Raw genomic sequence first — 14,569 nt, forward strand, 5'->3', positions numbered from 1 at the left:
CAGTTGGGCTTTGGCGGCGCGGCAAGCCCGCTGCGGTGACTGAAAAAGAAAGCGGCGGATAAGGATCAGCGCCCGCCGGGTTGTGGACCGCCACGGCCCGCGCCGCCCAAGGGCGGTCCCACCATCGGGCCCCCCAGCGGGGTTCCCGTCCCCAACGTGCCCAGGCCCGTGGGGCCGCTGCCGATGGTGGTGGCGTTGGGCAGGTCGGCGACACTGGGAAAGCCCGCCCCGATGGCGGAGATTCCGCCGGTGGACAGCGCGTCTTCCGGCATGCGCCCGGTGGAGATGATGGGCGTGTCGGGCGAGGCCAGGCCGCTGCTGGGCGCTAGTTGCGGACGCATGTTGTGCGGCAGGCGACTTTCCACCAGCACGCGGATGTCCTGGGCCCGCACCCAGTCGGGCGACCCGGCCGGCAGCATCTGCTCAGCCCGGTCGGCGTGATAGCGGGCGGCGCGGATATCGCCCCGGGCCAAAGCCTCTTCCGCGCGGGCATAGGCCAGCTGCGGCGCCATGTCGGCGCGGGCGTAGGCGCTGGCCAGCAACAGCCATGTCAGCTCCACCAACGGCTCATCCCGGGCGGAGGAGCGCAGGACATCGATGGCCTCGCGCACCAGCTTATCATCGCCGGCCTCCAGCAGGGCGTGGCCCAGGGCCATGCGCAGCTGGGCGCTGTCGGGGGCATACTTGACGGCGTTGCGGTAGGGGTCGACCGCTTCCTTGGCGCGGCCGTTCTCGAACAGGATCTGGCCCTTCAGCTCATAGAAGTAAGGATTCTTCGGTTCCTGCTCGATCAGGCCGTCGACGATCTTCAGGCCCTTGTTGATGTCGCCCACCTGGTAATAGGCGATGGACCGGGCGTAGCGCGCCGGGACGCTGGTATCACTCTCAGGATACTTGCGCAGGGCCAGGTCGGGATGGATGAAGCCGTACAGCTTGGCCCGCATGCGCTGGTGCATGTCGTAATAGGCCGAGGGCATCTTGGCGTTGGTGAATTTCGAGATGTGGTCGACGAAGTTCTCGATGTATTCGACGCGGTTCTTGGTCAGCGGGTGGGTCATCAGGAACTCCACCTGCTTGGTCTGCGGCAGGCCGGCGTCCTGGCGGCGCAGCTTCTCCATGAACTCCAGCATGCCCTTGGACGAATAGCCGTTGGCCTCCATGTAGGACAGGCCGGCCTCGTCCGCCGACGCCTCCTGCGCGCGGCTGAAGGCGAAGAAGGACCGGGCGCCCAGTTCCTGCGCGCCGGCGATGCCGCCCATGGCGGCACCACCACCATCGCCCCGACGCGTGCCGCCGATGGCCGCCGCCACGCTCAGCAGCGTGGCCAGGGTGGACAGGATGACGGCGTTCTCGATGGCGTCGCGTGAGCGCACCTGGTGGCCGCCGGCCATGTGGCCGGTTTCGTGGGCCATGACGCCAATCAGCTGTTCCGGCGTGTCGGCCGCCATGATCAGGCCGGTGTTGACGAACATGTTCTGGCCGCCCGCTACGAAGGCGTTCAGCTCGTCATCATTGACCAGGACCAGGGTGACCGCGTCGGGAACGATACCGGCCGCGCGGAAGATGGGGGTGGCGAAGACGCGCAGCGTGTGCTCGATTTCCGCGTCACGCACCAGGTTGATGCCGCGGTCCTGGGCCAGCACCGGCTCCACGGCCAGGGCCGAGGACAGCAGGCTGACCAGGATCAGGCGGGCAAGGCGGCGCGGTCGCAAGAACATTGTCAATTCCATCGGCGGTGCCGTCGATACCCGAACAGGCGAGCGGTAAGGTATGATCCCTACATACTCCAAGGATGAATTTCCACGCGCGGCGAGGCGCCCGGCTGTCGCTATACGCGCCAGCACCATCTCTCCCTTCATGGTGATGGAGGTGCTGCGCGCCGCCAACGCACGGCAGGCCGCCGGCGGCGACGTCCTGCATCTGGAAATAGGCCAGCCGTCCACCCCGGCACCGAAGGGGGTGATCGCCGCGGCCGCCCACGCCCTGGCCGCCGATCGCCTAGCCTACACCGATGCCCTGGGCCTGCCAGCCTTGAGAGAGGGCATAGCACGTTGGTACCAAGATCGCCATGGGGTGGTGATTTCCCCAGACCGGGTGGTGGTGACCACGGGGTCGTCCGGCGCTTTCCTCCTGGCCTTCCTGGCGGCCTTCGACCCGGGCGACCGCGTGGCCCTGGCGGCCCCGGGATATCCCGCCTACCGCAACATCCTGAAGACGGCCGGCCTGGTGCCGGTGGAGCTGCCCACCGGGCCCGAGACGCGCTTCCAGCCCACGCCCGCCTTGCTGGACGGCCTGCTGGCGCAGGGCGGGGGACCCATCCGGGGGCTGATCGTGGCCAGCCCCTCCAACCCCACCGGCACCATGCTGGCCCCCGCCGCCATGGCCGCCCTGGGCGATTGGTGCCGCCGCCATGGCGTCTGGCTCATTTCCGATGAAATCTATCACGGCATCGAGTACGGCACGGTGCCGGCGGCCACGGCGCTGGCGGTGGACGGGGGGGAAGGCGCCATCACCATCAACAGCTTCTCCAAATACTTTTCCATGACCGGCTGGCGCCTGGGCTGGGCGGTGGTGCCGGAGCGGCTGGTGCGGTCGGTGGAATGCCTGGCGCAGAACCTCTACATCTCCCCGCCCACCTTGTCGCAGCACGCGGCGGCGGCGGCCTTCGACTGCGTGGAAGAGCTGGAGGGCCATGTCGCGCGCTACCGCCGCAACCGCGACATCCTGCTGGACCTGCTGCCCGCCGCCGGATTCGGCAAGCTGGCACCGGCCGACGGCGCCTTTTTCATCTATGCCGACATTTCCGACCGCACGGATGATTCCCAGGCCTTCTGCACCCGTCTGCTGAATGAGACGGGGGTCGCCCTGACCCCGGGGGTGGATTTCGACCCCCTGCGCGGCCATCACACCGTACGCATCAGCTTCGCCGGCGCCGAGTCCGAGATGGTGGAGGCCGCGCGCCGCCTCAAGGCCTGGCGGGCATAACACAAAAGGCCGGTCAGCAGCGGTGCTGACCGGCCCTTCGGCACTTCAACCTTCATGAGGAATGCTCGGGTGGGCGGGCCGGTCGTTGGGGTGCCGGCACCTATCCCAATAGGCGCTGATCAGTTCAAGGCGATCAGCTGATGCGGGACGCTACGTCCGGCATGGGCCTTGATGATGGTGGTGGTCGTGGCCTTGCAGGGCACGGCGAGCCCGCCCGCCTTGCCGCCGCCGTCCATGTGGGTGGGCAGGTGGGCAGGGATGACCGTCAGCTTGCCGGAGGGTGTGGCCGCCAGCGTCGCGGCCGGCGCGGGCGTCCCCTGTGCCACGGCGGCGACGTCGGGGCGCGGTGCAGCGACCAGGATGGCGGGGGCGACCAGGAAGGGCAGGCCCAGGAACAGGCCGGTGAGCAGGCTGCGAACGGTCGTCATAATACCACCTCCATAAAACGATCGGCCCTGAGCGGCGTCTGTTGCTAGGCCGAACGACTGATGGGCGTGGAATTGAAATTCACGGCCAACCGTGGCGGAACCATGGCGAGAACCGGAACTTCGCGGGGCAGGCGCAGACTCTTGGTGCCCTGTGGCCGATGAGCAACAGGTCGCCCCCGTACCCCCTGCGGGACACCCATGCGGTGGCGATGTGCGATTGGATGAAAGAGAGGGCTTGCGGCGGCCGGCGGATGTCGATATATACCCGCCCACCCCGAGACGGAGAGTAGCTCAGCCTGGTAGAGCACTGCTTTCGGGAGGCAGGGGCCGGAGGTTCGAATCCTCTCTCTCCGACCATCTCAGGGACGCACAAGCGGCCGGCTTCTCCCGAAGCCGGCCGTTTCGCTTTTGGGGCGATGGCATCCACAGCCAAACAAAAAGGCGCGCCGGTCGAGGGCGCGCCTTTTCGAGAATCTGGCTGAAGCGGGCTGTCAGAAATCCCGGTCGACGACGAAGTCGATCACGTCCAGCAGGGCGCGCTTGATGGGGCTGGCGGGGAACAGGCCCAGGGCGTCGCGGGCCATGGCACCGTAATGGCGGGCGCGCTCAACGCTGTCGCGCAGGGTGTTGTGACGCTGCATGAGGCTCAGCGCGTGCTCCAGGTCGCCATCCCGCTGGTCGATGTCCTCCAGCGTGCGGCGCCAGAAGGCGCGTTCCTCGTCATCGCCCCGGCGGAAGGCCAGGACGACGGGCAGGGTGATCTTGCCCTCGCGGAAGTCGTCGCCGATGGACTTGCCCAAGCGGGCCTGCACGGCGGAATAGTCCAGCACGTCGTCCACCACCTGGAACGCGATGCCCAGGTTCAGGCCGTAGCTGCGCAGCGCCTCCTCCTCCGCCGCGGGGCGGCCGGCCACCACGGCGCCGATGCGGCAGGCGGCGGCGAACAGCTCCGCCGTCTTGGCGCGGATGACCTCCAGATAGGCCTCCTCGCTGGTGGTGGTGTCGTTGGCCGTGATCAGCTGCAACACCTCGCCCTCGGAAATGACGGCGGAGGCGCTGGACAGGATGCGCAGCACGTCCAGCGACCCGTCCTCCGTCATCACCTGGAAGGCGCGGGAGAACAGGAAATCGCCCACCAGCACGCTGGCCTTGTTGCCGAAGACGGCGTTGGCCGAGGGCTGGCCGCGGCGCAGGTCGCTTTCGTCGACCACGTCGTCGTGCAACAGGGTGGCGGTGTGGATGAACTCGACGCAGGCCGCCAGCGGCTGGTGGCGTTCGCCCTGATAGCCGCACAGTCGGGCGGCGGCCAGGGTCAGCACCGGGCGCAGGCGCTTGCCGCCGCTGGCCACGATGTAGCCCGCCAGCTGGGGGATCATCTCCACGTCGGAATGCATGCGGCGGATGATGAGGTCGTTGACCGCCGCCAGGTCGGTCGCCACCAGCTCCACCAGCGCCTCCAGGGCATCGGTGCCAGCCTTCCGGCGCTTGGGATCGAGGGGGGTGACGACGGCCACGAAACGAACTCCTGCCAGTAGGGGCCAACGGTGGCGGAACGCAGACCTGTTGACGGCCCTGGATAGGACAGCGAGCATACCGGCGCAACCCCCGTGGTCAAGCTGGCAGACCACATCGCCGCCCCCCATCTATGCCGCGTGCGTCAATCAGCACCCGATGCATCGCCAACCGGCGCACTTCTTATGAGGCCTTCATGCAACCCATCCTGACCAGCAACAACGCGGTGGAGATATCCTGGGCGCGGGCCGTGCTGGCTGACGCCGGCATCGAGGCCGTGCTGCTGGACGACTACACCGCCGCGGTGGAAGGCAGCATCAGCGCCATTCCGCGCCGCCTGATGGTGGCCGATGGCGCCGTCACGGCCGCCACCGCCGCGCTGGCCGTGGCACGGGCGCAGCTGGAGGCCGCGCCGTGATTCCCGCGCCCGCCGCCGCGGAACCCCGGAGGGAGGATTGCGCGGACGGCGGCATCACCGAGGATCGTCTGCTGAACGGGCGGGTGCGTCTGTTGCAGTCGGCGCAAGGATATAGAGCCGCCATCGACCCCGTGCTGCTGGCCGCCGCCACGCCGGCCGAGGGGGCTGAGCGGGTATTGGACCTGGGCTGCGGCACCGGTGCCGCCTCCTTCTGTCTCGCCGCCCGGCTGCCCGGTGTGCGCATCGCGGGACTGGAGCTGCAGCCTGAGGCGGCGGACCTCGCCCGGCGCAATGCCGAGCTCAATGGTGTCGCGCCGCGCGTACGCATCACCTTGGGCGACGCCGCCCTGGCGCCGGCTCACTTGCCGCCGGGATCGGATCCCGACCTGGTGGGTGGCCGCTTCGACCATGTCATGACCAACCCGCCCTTTTATCCCGGTGGCCGCCATACCCGTTCCCCACGGGCGGGCAAGGCGGTATCGCATGGCGAGGGCACGGCCGATCTCGCCACCTGGGTCGCGGCGGCGGCCCGCCTGCTGGCGCCGCGCGGCACATTGACCATGATCCATCGTGCCGACCGGGTGGATGAGATCCTGGCCCGCCTGGCCGGCCGTTTTGGTGCCGTGGTGCTATATCCCCTGTGGCCCCGCGCCGGGACGGAGGCCAAGCGCGTCATCGTTCGCGCCCGCCTGGGGGCCCGCACCCCGGCCCGCCTGCTGTCGGGCCTGGTGTTGCATGACGAGGGCGGGCGCTACACGCCGGCGGCCGACGCCGTGCTGCGGCACGGCGCGGCCCTGGACTTCTGATGGCCTCCGGCGTATCCCGGGCGGCACGGCACAACCGGCAGATAAAGTGGGAACCCAGCATGGACGTGAAGCGCCTGGACATCGATGGCCTGGTCATGGTGAAGCCCCGTCGCTTCGGCGACGAGCGGGGCTGGTTCGTGGAGACCTGGAACGACGAGAAGCATACGGCAGCCGGCATCACGGGTCCCTTCGTCCAGGACAACCAGTCGCTGTCGCGGATTCAGGGCACGGTGCGCGGGTTGCACTTCCAGTTGGCGCCGGCGGCCCAGGGCAAGCTGATCCGCGTCATTCGCGGCCGCATCCTGGACGTGGCGGTGGATCTGCGCCAGGGCTCCCCTACCTATGGCCGCCACGTCGCCGTGGAACTGGACGCCGAGGAAGGCTGGCAGTTGTGGGTACCGGTGGGCTTCGCCCACGGCTTCTGCACCCTCGTCCCCGATACCGAGATCGCCTACAAGGTGACGGCGCTTTACAGCCCCGCCCATGACCGTGGCCTGCTGTGGAATGATCCGGCGCTGGGCATCCCGTGGCCGGAGTTCGCCGGCGCCGTGCTGTCGGACAAGGACGGCAAGCAGCCCACCCTGGCGGACATCGGCACGCCGTTCCCGGCTTGAATGTTTCAGACCCTGGCCACCTGGGCCAGCGCCGCCGCCAGGCGGGGGCCCAGGACGGCCAAGTCATATTCCCGCGCCACAAGGTCGCGGCCGGCTGCGGCGAGGCGGTTGCGCAAATCCAGGTCGGTGCGTAACGCTTCCAGCGCCTGTACCCAGCCTTCCGGGCTGTCGGCCCAGAGGCCGGTGACGCCATCGGCCACGATGCGGCGGTTCTCTCCCACCGGGCTGGCCACCACCGCCTTGCCGGCGGCCATGTACTGCAGCAGCTTGAAGCCCGACTTGCCCTGCGCGAACGGCGTGTGGGGCAGGGGCATGATGCCGACGTCGATACCGGCCAGGGCCTCCGCCTCGCCCGTCTCGCTCCAGGGGATGAACTCCTCCGGCACGCCGGGCCGGGCGATGGGGCGGCTGGCGACGGTCACCAGGGTCAGGGGGCCGCTGGCCGCGAGCGCCGCCAGCGGCTCGGCCAGTGCCGCCAGGTAGCGGGCGGAGGAGGGTGTGCCGATCCAGCCGACACGGAACCCGGCCGCCGTCCGCTCCGGCGCCGGTGCCGCCTGATACCGGGCCAAGTCCACCGGTGTCGGCAGGCGCAACAGGCGCCGGGCGCCCGCCCCTTCCGCCCACGCGGCCAGGGCCTCGTTGGCCACCACCGTCAAGGCGGCCCCCGCCACCAGCCGTTCCAGCTTGTCGCCCAGCAGCCCGCGCACCGGCGCCAGGCGATGGCCGGCATAGCGCAGGTGCCAGGCGTCGTCGAAGTCCAGCACGTAGGGCCGGCCCCCGAACAGCAAGCGCTCCGCCCCCGCCGGCAGCCAGGGCAGCGCCTCCTTCTCGATCCACAGCAGATCCGTTCGCCCAGCCGCCCTCAGAGCGGCTATGCGCCGACGGTAGCGGCCGGCCAGGGGCCAGCCCTTCGCCGGCTGGCCGGCGTACAGCCGCCGCAGGTAGTCGTCGTCGAAAAAGGGCGCCGTGCTCACGTCGAGGCCCGCCGCCACCAGGTGGGGCAGCGGATCGAAGAAGCGCAGCCGGCTGCTCGCGCCCAGCCGGTCATAGCGGGGCAAGGCCAATACCCGCCCCGTAGGGTTGGGGGCGGGGGGCGGAAGTGGCGACATGGCGGGCGGACGCAAGGGGGTCGTGATCAGCCCTTGCGGGCCACGACCAGCAGACGCTCCACCCCGGCGGCGGTGGCGGGCGGCAGGGGTACCGCTTCAACGACCGCCAGGCCCGCCTGGCGCAGGGCCGTCTCCACGGCGTCGCGGCGATGCAGATAGCGGCCGTTTTCCTTCAGCGTCACGGCGGGGGCCCAGGGCTCCGCCGCGTCCATCACCAGGGCCAGGACGCCGCCGGGCAGCAGCGCGTCGGCGGCCGCGGCGGCCAGGGGCGCCAGGTCGCCCAGATGGTTGGCGATGTCGGTCGATACGATCAGGTTGGCGCTGTCGGCCGACTGTTCCAGCACCTGGGCGTGGTCGCCATGCACCAGCTGGTCATACAGTCCGCTGCGGGCCGCCATTCGCAGGGCGGGGTCGGACGGGTGCACGCCCACCAGATGGCTGGCGTACGGCTTCAGCAGCGGCGCCAGGGCGCCCACGCCGCAATCGATCTCCAGCACCTGCAGGGTGCCGGCCGCCGGTCCCAGGTGACGCGCCAAGGTGCTGGCCAGGGTCGGCGACAGCGTGGCGGCGGCGCTGGCCACCGTCTGCTCCGTCAACATCGCGACCTGGGCGTCGTACATCTGCTGCAGATAGGCGGGGTCGGCCCTCGGGGGCGTGGGGGCCACGCCCAGGGCGGCCTCGGTATGGCGCAGGATGGGGGTGACGCCGCAGGCCCGCCACGCGCCCACCAGGGCCTGGGCGGCGGCTCCGTTGCCGCCGGCCTGCAGGGCGGCCGCGATCTGCGCCGCTTCCAGCTCCGCTGAAATGGTCGGTTCCGGCCGGCTCAGCGCCTGGCGGATGGCGGTGGCCGCCTCGGTCAGGTGTCCCAGGCCGCGTAGGGCGTGGGCGCGGCCCACATGCGGGGCGGCCTCGAAGGGGCGCAGCGCCGCCAGCCGATCGAAGGCGGCCAGTGCCTCCTGGTACTGGCCGGCCTCGTTCAGGACCAGTCCCAGGTTGGAGAAGGTCTGCGCCACGTCGGGCTGGGCTTGGGCCGTGGCGCGCAGGTAATCCAGCGCCTCGCCCAGGCGGCCCAGGCGGCGCAGGACTAGGCCCAGGTTGGCGGCGGCCTCGACATAGGCCGGTCGCGCCTCCAGGGCGTTGCGATAGTGCTGCTCGGCGATGTCCAGATGGCCGGCGTCCTGGAACAGGGTGGCCAGGTTGAAATAGGCCTCCGCCAGCATGGGTTCGCGCTCCAGCGCGTCCAGGTAATGGGTGGCGGCCTCATGGCCCTGGCCCAGGCGCTGGCAGGCGGCGCCCAGGTTGAAGCGATAAATGGGGTTGTCTGGATCCAGCGCCACGGCCATGGCGTAGGCGCCCTTGGCGCCCTCGTTATCCTGCTGGCGTTCCAGGGCCATGCCCAGGTCGGCCCGCAGGACGGCATCGTCGGGGCGCAGGCCCACGGCCTGGGTCAGCAGGGATACCGCCTGGGCGTTGTCGCCGCTTTCCAGTGCCGCCAGGCCTTCCGCCTGCAGGGTCAGGGCGGCCGCGTCTTCCGGGGTGGCGGGCGTGCTGTCGGTCGTGTCGGTCATGCTTCCTCCGCCGGCCGGCCCCGTCCCGGGATTGCCCCTGGGGCCCGCCTTGCTTCTCTCATCGCGAGAGGATAGGGGGCGCCGCCGCTGGTGAACAGAGGCAAGATATGCCCACTGGGCGCCGATTCACCGGTTATTTCAGGGATTTCGCCCGGCCGGCGCATCCCCCAGCAGACCGTGGCGGGCCAGTGCGTCACCATGGCGCGTCACATGATCATGCAAAAGGTCCGTCTGCAGGGCGCGCAACGCCGGATTATGCAGGATGCGGAAATACCCGGCCAAGGCCCGTCCGTTGACTTCGACATGGCTTTTATAGACATCCATGAACCAGTAGCCGCAGGAGGTGCAGTGCACCAGCCGCACGGTGCGGCCCCGCACCCCATAGCCGTCGCCGGACGGGCGGATCAGCGGCAGCAGATGGTTTTGCGGTTGCCATTCCACCGGATCCAGCAGCAGCGCCCGGCCGGCATGGCCCCAGCGTGGCCCGTGGATCAGCAGGGCCATGACGTTCTGCTCAAACAGGGAATGCGGCCGCATCCCCCGGCTGCGCCGGTCCCATTCGACCAGCAGATCCCGTGACCGGCACAGCCAAAAGCCCACGCTGATATAGGGCGCGGCGGGGGTGGCGGCGCTCTCGGCCAGCAGGGCGCGGAAGGGCGCCATGCCGGTGCCCCCCTTGTCCATGGCCGCCACGTCGGACAGGGTCAGGCTGTTGATGTCGGTGGTCAGCGCGATGTCGGCGCCGCCCGCCTCCAGGCGCTGGAGGAGCTGGGCCATGACGGCGTCATTCAGACCGACCGCCAGCATGTCGGCATCGATCCAGCAGAGCGCCCGCCAGGGCAGGTCGCCGACATAGTCCAGGATGGCGGCCTTCTTGGCATAGGGATGCAGGGTTTCCGGCAAACCGGGGGGCCGGGGCAGAAGCTGTCCGCGTTCCGCCAGATAGGCGCGCTGCCCGGGGCCCAGGCCATAGTCGCAGACCATCAGCCGCGCGTCCGGCAACTGCCGGGCGAAGCTTTCCAGCAGCAGCAGGGTGGTGGCGAAATAGCGCTCATCGGCGCCGGTGACATAGAGGATGCCGCTCATGACGGCGATTCCAGGTTCGGGCCCAGGCTGGCGGGCCAGCTGGCGGCATGGACCAGGCGCAGCGACGGGTACCACGGGGTGCGCTCGGCCGCCGCCGGCCAGCGCCAGTCGGCATCCAACGGCACCAGCACCACGCCTGGGCGGCCCATGGCGCCGGCCAGGTGGGCCAGCGGGCCGGCCGGCAGCGCCACGGCGTCCAGCGCGGCCAGGGTTGCCGCCAATCGGCCCCAGGCTTCGGGCTGGTTTGTGTCGGGCACGGCCAAGGGCACGGCCGTCACGCCCGGCGGCAAGGGCGGCGCCAGGTGTGGCGGCACGTTGGCGGCCACCCCCACCCCCCGCCCGGTGAAGGGCTGCGGCGGTATGCCGGCCGGCGCCGCCAGGTAAGGGCCGGTCCAGAAGTCACCGGCATCCCACAGCGACAAACGGTCGGGCAGTTCCTGCAGGGGCACCTGCAAATCGGCGCGCACCGCATCCGTTCCCCGCGTGGCGACGGTGATGCCGGCCAACGGCTGGCCCGGCCCCGTGGGCAGCAGGGCGGCCCAGCCGGGCGACACCTCCACGATCACCTCCGCGCCCCGATCCCGCAGGCGGGGCAGAAAGCGGGCCAGGTGGGGCAGGACATCCAGCTCCGCCTCGTCCCAGACCAGCAGACGTCGTCCGGAAACGTCCTGGTCGGCCCGTTCCCACAGGGGGATGGAGCCATAGAGGCGGGCGGCGGTCGGACGCATCCAGCGCCAGGAAAGATCGGCGAAGCCGTCCCGCCACGCCCCCAGGCGCAGGCAGGCCTCGGCATGCGCCAGCCGGGCCTCGGCGTGACCTGGCTCCAGCGCCAGGGCCTGGGCGTACAGGGCACGGGCGCCCGTGATATCTCCTTGGGTCTGAAGGAGCTTGCCCGACAGGTGGCGCAATTCGGCGCTGGCACCCCCGATGCTTTCCATATGGACCAGGGCGGCAGCGGCGTCCTCCGGCCTTGAAGTCATCAACAACTGCGCGCGTAGGCCCTGGGCCACGGCTTGGGCGCTGGGATTGGGTGTGGCCTGGGGCGAATCCGGTGGCGGCAAGCCGTCCAGCAGGGACAAGGCCTCGGCCCGACGTTGCCGGGCGATCAACAATTGGGCGAGACCCACCCGGGCCGGCAGATTCTGAGCGCTTGCGACTGGGCCAGCCGACAGCAGGGCGCGGTAATGCCCCTCCGCCTCCGTTCCCGCCTGCACCAGCGACAAGTTATCGGCTAGGGTCAAACGGTCGGCCGGCGTCAGGGGCAGGCCCAGCTCCTCCACCTCCAGCAGGGTTTCCAGCGCCCGGGTCCGGGCGTCCGTTCTGGCATATGCGCGGGCCAGGGCGCTCAATCCGCGCCCCAGGTTGGTGGCGATGTCGGGGATGGCGGTGGCGCCCGGCTGGGCATGGGCGCGGCGGATCAGGTTCACGCCGGCCGCGATTCGGGCGGGGTCGGCTGGCGTCATGCTAACCGCCCGCTGCAGTCTCAGGACTCCCGTCAGGTGCAGGGCGTCGATCTGGTCCGGCACCTGCTCGAGGATGGCTGCGTAAATGGCCTCCGCTTCATCCAAGCGGCCGGCGCCATGATGGGCGACTGCGGTGGACAGTACTTCGGACAGGGACGCCAAGGGGGGTCAGGCGCTGATGTCGACCAGCTGGCCGCGACCGTCGGTGGGGGCGGGGCCGGCGCTCTGCCCGGTCAGCAGTTCGGTGGCGACGGCGGATTGGGCGTCCGTGGTCTGCTTCAGGGCCTGCACCTGGAACTTCAGGCTGGCCTGAAGCACGTTGGCGGCGGTGGCCGCGGCGGCCTGGCTGTCGATCTGCATCTCAACTACTCCGGGGGTGTGCCCTTCGGGGCCGGCCCATCATTCGCACTATCGCGCCGATCGGCCGGCCGCTCAAGAGATAGAGTCGTGAAGGTTTGGCTAGCTGAGCGAGCTCATGATGCTGAAGCACAGCTGGTCACCCTGGGCGTGTAGGGTTTTCAGCGCGTCCTTGGGCAGGGGGATGCGCTTCTTCTGGCAGTAGGCCACGATCAGGCGAGCCAGCTGGTAGGATTCCAGCTGCATCACCTCACGCCCGCCGCCGGTGGGCAGCTCGCTGGTCAGCTTCACCGTCGGGGGGGGACCTTCGACCACCTGAATGCTCAGGATGCGGCGGCCGGCGTCGAATTCCTCCGGCGGCACGGTCTGGAAGATGAGCTTCAGCTCGTCATTGGAGAAGATGATGTGCCGGATTTCCGTGATCATGACCGTTTCCTTGGACGTCAGGCCGTGGCGCGCTTCTTCTGGCGGCGGCGGTAAATGGTGCAGGGGTTGATCTCCAGCAGCGCGGCAGCGCGGGTGATGTTGCCCTGGCAGAGGCGGATGGCTTCCTCGATCGTCTCCTCCTCCACCATCCACAGCGGCCGGATGCGGCGCTCAGGATTGGGATCGGTCTCGAGGGCGGCGGGCGCATCGTCCAGCGGAATGGGGGCGGCCCAGCTGGTTGCGCCGGCGGGAACGCCGGGGATGCGGGCACCGCCCACCGACACCCCCCCCGGCGCCGGTGCCGACGGCGCCATCGGCGGCAGGCCGAATCCGGTTGGCGCCACGCCGCCCAGCGTTCCCCCAGAGGCGGGGCCGGCCAGATTCGCGGCCGGCGGCGGCGTGAAGGGGAAGGGCATGGGCCCCGCCATGGCCGCCCAACGCGGGTCGTTCAGCATGGGCGGGACGATCATGGTGGGCTTGTTCAGCGGCGGCGGCAGCATGAAGGGCTGGATGACGGCGCCATCGTTCAGCACCACGACGTTGCGCACCACGTTCAGCAGCTGGCGGACGTTGCCCGGCCAGTTGTAGGTGCGCATGATCTCCTCCGCCTCATCGCTGAAGCCGGTGAAGGACTTGCGTTCCTCCTGCGTGTACTTGGCCAGGAATTCCCGCGCGATCATCAGGATGTCGTCGCCGCGGTCGCGCAAGGGCGGCAGCTCGATGGAAATGACCTGCAGGCGGTAGAACAGGTCCTCGCGGAAGCGGCCGGCCTGCACCTCGGCGAAGGGGTCGCGGTTGGTGGCGCAGACGATGCGCACGTCCACGGCCTCCGCCTTTTCGCTGCCCACCTTCTTGACCATGCCGGTCTGCAGGAAACGCAGCAGCTTGGCCTGCAGCGACAGGTCCATCTCGCCGATTTCGTCCAGGAACAGCGTGCCGCCGTCGGCCTGCAACGCCGCGCCTGCGTGATCCGTCGTCGCCCCGGTGAAGGCGCCCTTCACGTGGCCGAAGATCTCGCTTTCCATCAGGTCTTTGGGAATGGCGGCGCAGTTCACCGGGATGAAGGGGCGCCCGGCGCGCGGGCTGCGGCGGTGAATGGCCTCCGCGCAGACCTCCTTGCCCGTGCCGCTCTCGCCGGTGATGAACACCGTGGCCTTGGATGGCGCCGCCGCCTCGATCATGCGGTAGACGCCGCGCATGGCGGGCGAGGTGCCGACGAAGCCCAGATAGCCCAGCGGATCCTCCACCGGGGCGGCGGGCGGGGCGGCTTCCAGCACCTTCGCCCGTTCGGCCAAGGCGGCGGCCATGGCCTGGCGCAGGCGCTCCGTACCCGCCGGCAGCAGCAGCACGTCGACAGCACCCGCGCGCATGACGTCCACCGCCATCTGCACCGAGCCCTGGGCCGTCAGCGCCACCACCTGCGGCGCCTTGGCGTCGGCCTTCAGCTCCTTCAGCAGATCCAGGCCGTTGCCGCCCGGCAGCTGCAGGTTCAGCAGCACCACGTCGGCCGGCGCCTCCGCCAGGGCGCGGCGGGCGGCCGGCGCCGTGTCCACCACCTGCAGGGCATGCCCATCCTTGCGCAGCGCCTGGCTGTAGGCGGCGGCCAGGGACGGCGTGGGTTCGACGATCAGGACACGGCGCGGACGGGTTTCCATAGGGCGGACGCTTTCACCGGGACTTGAAGCCAGCGCCTATCCATACCGGAAATGCGTCAGGCATTGCAGCTTGCAGTTTCTCAAGCAATCGCCCAGCGCTGTCAACGCCGGACCTTGCAGGATGCAACGACGCCGACGTGTT

General features: G+C 69.9%; 14 protein-coding genes and 1 tRNA gene. 5 read left to right on the forward strand and 10 right to left on the reverse strand.

What is annotated here, in order from left to right:
• Positions 1-65: 65 nt before the first annotated feature.
• Positions 66-1,718, reverse strand: a complete 1,653-nt coding sequence (locus tag FBZ87_RS03465) for a M48 family metalloprotease (RefSeq protein WP_246134213.1) — start codon at positions 1,716-1,718, stop codon at positions 66-68.
• A 52-nt stretch (positions 1,719-1,770) separates the two neighbouring features.
• On the opposite strand from FBZ87_RS03465, the gene FBZ87_RS03470 reads away from it, so the two are divergent.
• Positions 1,771-2,985 carry a pyridoxal phosphate-dependent aminotransferase gene (locus FBZ87_RS03470; RefSeq protein WP_246134214.1) on the forward strand — a complete coding sequence of 405 codons (1,215 nt, stop codon included), beginning with the start codon at positions 1,771-1,773 and terminating at the stop codon, positions 2,983-2,985.
• A 119-nt stretch (positions 2,986-3,104) separates the two neighbouring features.
• On the opposite strand, the gene FBZ87_RS03475 is transcribed toward FBZ87_RS03470, so the two are convergent.
• Positions 3,105-3,413: a hypothetical protein gene (locus tag FBZ87_RS03475; protein WP_145608939.1), complete on the reverse strand. Its 309-nt coding sequence runs from the start codon at positions 3,411-3,413 to the stop codon at positions 3,105-3,107.
• Between the two features lie 280 nt (positions 3,414-3,693).
• Here FBZ87_RS03475 and FBZ87_RS03480 point away from each other — a divergent pair.
• A tRNA-Pro gene (locus FBZ87_RS03480) sits at positions 3,694-3,770 on the forward strand.
• 134 nt (positions 3,771-3,904) lie between these two features.
• Here the strand turns inward: FBZ87_RS03480 and FBZ87_RS03485 are convergent.
• Entirely contained in the window at positions 3,905-4,927 is a 1,023-nt protein-coding gene (locus tag FBZ87_RS03485) for a polyprenyl synthetase family protein (protein ID WP_145608940.1), read from the reverse strand.
• A gap of 194 nt (positions 4,928-5,121) precedes the next feature.
• On the opposite strand from FBZ87_RS03485, the gene FBZ87_RS03490 reads away from it, so the two are divergent.
• Genes FBZ87_RS03490 through rfbC form a run of 3 tightly spaced genes read left to right on the forward strand, consistent with a single transcriptional unit; the run spans position 5,122 to position 6,763 of the window.
• A complete protein-coding gene (locus FBZ87_RS03490) occupies positions 5,122-5,343 on the forward strand; it encodes a putative signal transducing protein (protein WP_088872728.1) in 222 nt (73 codons plus the stop codon).
• Entirely contained in the window at positions 5,340-6,149 is an 810-nt protein-coding gene (locus FBZ87_RS03495; RefSeq protein ID WP_338424088.1) for a tRNA1(Val) (adenine(37)-N6)-methyltransferase, read from the forward strand. Before FBZ87_RS03490 ends, FBZ87_RS03495 begins: the two co-directional genes overlap by 4 nt.
• Before the next feature lie 59 nt (positions 6,150-6,208).
• Positions 6,209-6,763: a dTDP-4-dehydrorhamnose 3,5-epimerase gene (rfbC, locus tag FBZ87_RS03500; RefSeq protein ID WP_145608941.1), complete on the forward strand. Its 555-nt coding sequence runs from the start codon at positions 6,209-6,211 to the stop codon at positions 6,761-6,763.
• A gap of 5 nt (positions 6,764-6,768) precedes the next feature.
• On the opposite strand, the gene FBZ87_RS03505 is transcribed toward rfbC, so the two are convergent.
• The 7 genes from FBZ87_RS03505 to FBZ87_RS03535 all read right to left on the reverse strand — a co-directional run bounded on the left by FBZ87_RS03505 (position 6,769) and on the right by FBZ87_RS03535 (position 14,427).
• Positions 6,769-7,821 (reverse strand): glycosyltransferase, encoded by a 1,053-nt coding sequence (locus FBZ87_RS03505; protein ID WP_145608942.1) that lies wholly within the window; start codon positions 7,819-7,821, stop codon positions 6,769-6,771.
• Positions 7,822-7,898: 77 nt separating this feature from the next.
• Positions 7,899-9,440, reverse strand: coding sequence for a tetratricopeptide repeat protein (locus tag FBZ87_RS03510; protein ID WP_145608943.1), 1,542 nt, complete (start codon positions 9,438-9,440; stop codon positions 7,899-7,901).
• Between the two features lie 138 nt (positions 9,441-9,578).
• Positions 9,579-10,526 (reverse strand): hypothetical protein, encoded by a 948-nt coding sequence (locus FBZ87_RS03515; RefSeq protein WP_145608944.1) that lies wholly within the window; start codon positions 10,524-10,526, stop codon positions 9,579-9,581.
• Positions 10,523-12,151, reverse strand: coding sequence for a tetratricopeptide repeat protein (locus FBZ87_RS03520; RefSeq protein WP_145608945.1), 1,629 nt, complete (start codon positions 12,149-12,151; stop codon positions 10,523-10,525). Before FBZ87_RS03520 ends, FBZ87_RS03515 begins: the two co-directional genes overlap by 4 nt.
• 6 nt (positions 12,152-12,157) lie before the next feature.
• Positions 12,158-12,349 carry a hypothetical protein gene (locus FBZ87_RS03525; RefSeq protein WP_145608946.1) on the reverse strand — a complete coding sequence of 64 codons (192 nt, stop codon included), beginning with the start codon at positions 12,347-12,349 and terminating at the stop codon, positions 12,158-12,160.
• 99 nt (positions 12,350-12,448) lie between these two features.
• Positions 12,449-12,772, reverse strand: a complete 324-nt coding sequence (locus FBZ87_RS03530) for a hypothetical protein (RefSeq protein ID WP_145608947.1) — start codon at positions 12,770-12,772, stop codon at positions 12,449-12,451.
• Between the two features lie 17 nt (positions 12,773-12,789).
• Positions 12,790-14,427, reverse strand: coding sequence for a sigma-54-dependent transcriptional regulator (locus FBZ87_RS03535; protein WP_145608948.1), 1,638 nt, complete (start codon positions 14,425-14,427; stop codon positions 12,790-12,792).
• Positions 14,428-14,569 lie beyond the last annotated feature (142 nt).

Origin of the sequence: Nitrospirillum amazonense (assembly GCF_007828035.1) — a bacterium.
Lineage (GTDB): Bacteria > Pseudomonadota > Alphaproteobacteria > Azospirillales > Azospirillaceae > Nitrospirillum > Nitrospirillum amazonense.

Excerpts from the sequence above, each read along its gene's own strand:
- FBZ87_RS03465 (WP_246134213.1), bottom strand. The coding sequence starts at position 1,718 with ATGTTCTTGCGACCGCGCCGCCTTGCCCGCCTGATCCTGGTCAGCCTG.
- FBZ87_RS03470 (WP_246134214.1), top strand. The coding sequence starts at position 1,771 with ATGATCCCTACATACTCCAAGGATGAATTTCCACGCGCGGCGAGGCGC.
- FBZ87_RS03475 (WP_145608939.1), bottom strand. The coding sequence starts at position 3,413 with ATGACGACCGTTCGCAGCCTGCTCACCGGCCTGTTCCTGGGCCTGCCC.
- FBZ87_RS03490 (WP_088872728.1), top strand. The coding sequence starts at position 5,122 with ATGCAACCCATCCTGACCAGCAACAACGCGGTGGAGATATCCTGGGCG.
- rfbC (WP_145608941.1), top strand. The coding sequence starts at position 6,209 with ATGGACGTGAAGCGCCTGGACATCGATGGCCTGGTCATGGTGAAGCCC.
- FBZ87_RS03510 (WP_145608943.1), bottom strand. The coding sequence starts at position 9,440 with ATGACCGACACGACCGACAGCACGCCCGCCACCCCGGAAGACGCGGCC.
- FBZ87_RS03515 (WP_145608944.1), bottom strand. The coding sequence starts at position 10,526 with ATGAGCGGCATCCTCTATGTCACCGGCGCCGATGAGCGCTATTTCGCC.
- FBZ87_RS03525 (WP_145608946.1), bottom strand. The coding sequence starts at position 12,349 with ATGCAGATCGACAGCCAGGCCGCCGCGGCCACCGCCGCCAACGTGCTT.
- FBZ87_RS03530 (WP_145608947.1), bottom strand. The coding sequence starts at position 12,772 with ATGATCACGGAAATCCGGCACATCATCTTCTCCAATGACGAGCTGAAG.
- FBZ87_RS03535 (WP_145608948.1), bottom strand. The coding sequence starts at position 14,427 with ATGGAAACCCGTCCGCGCCGTGTCCTGATCGTCGAACCCACGCCGTCC.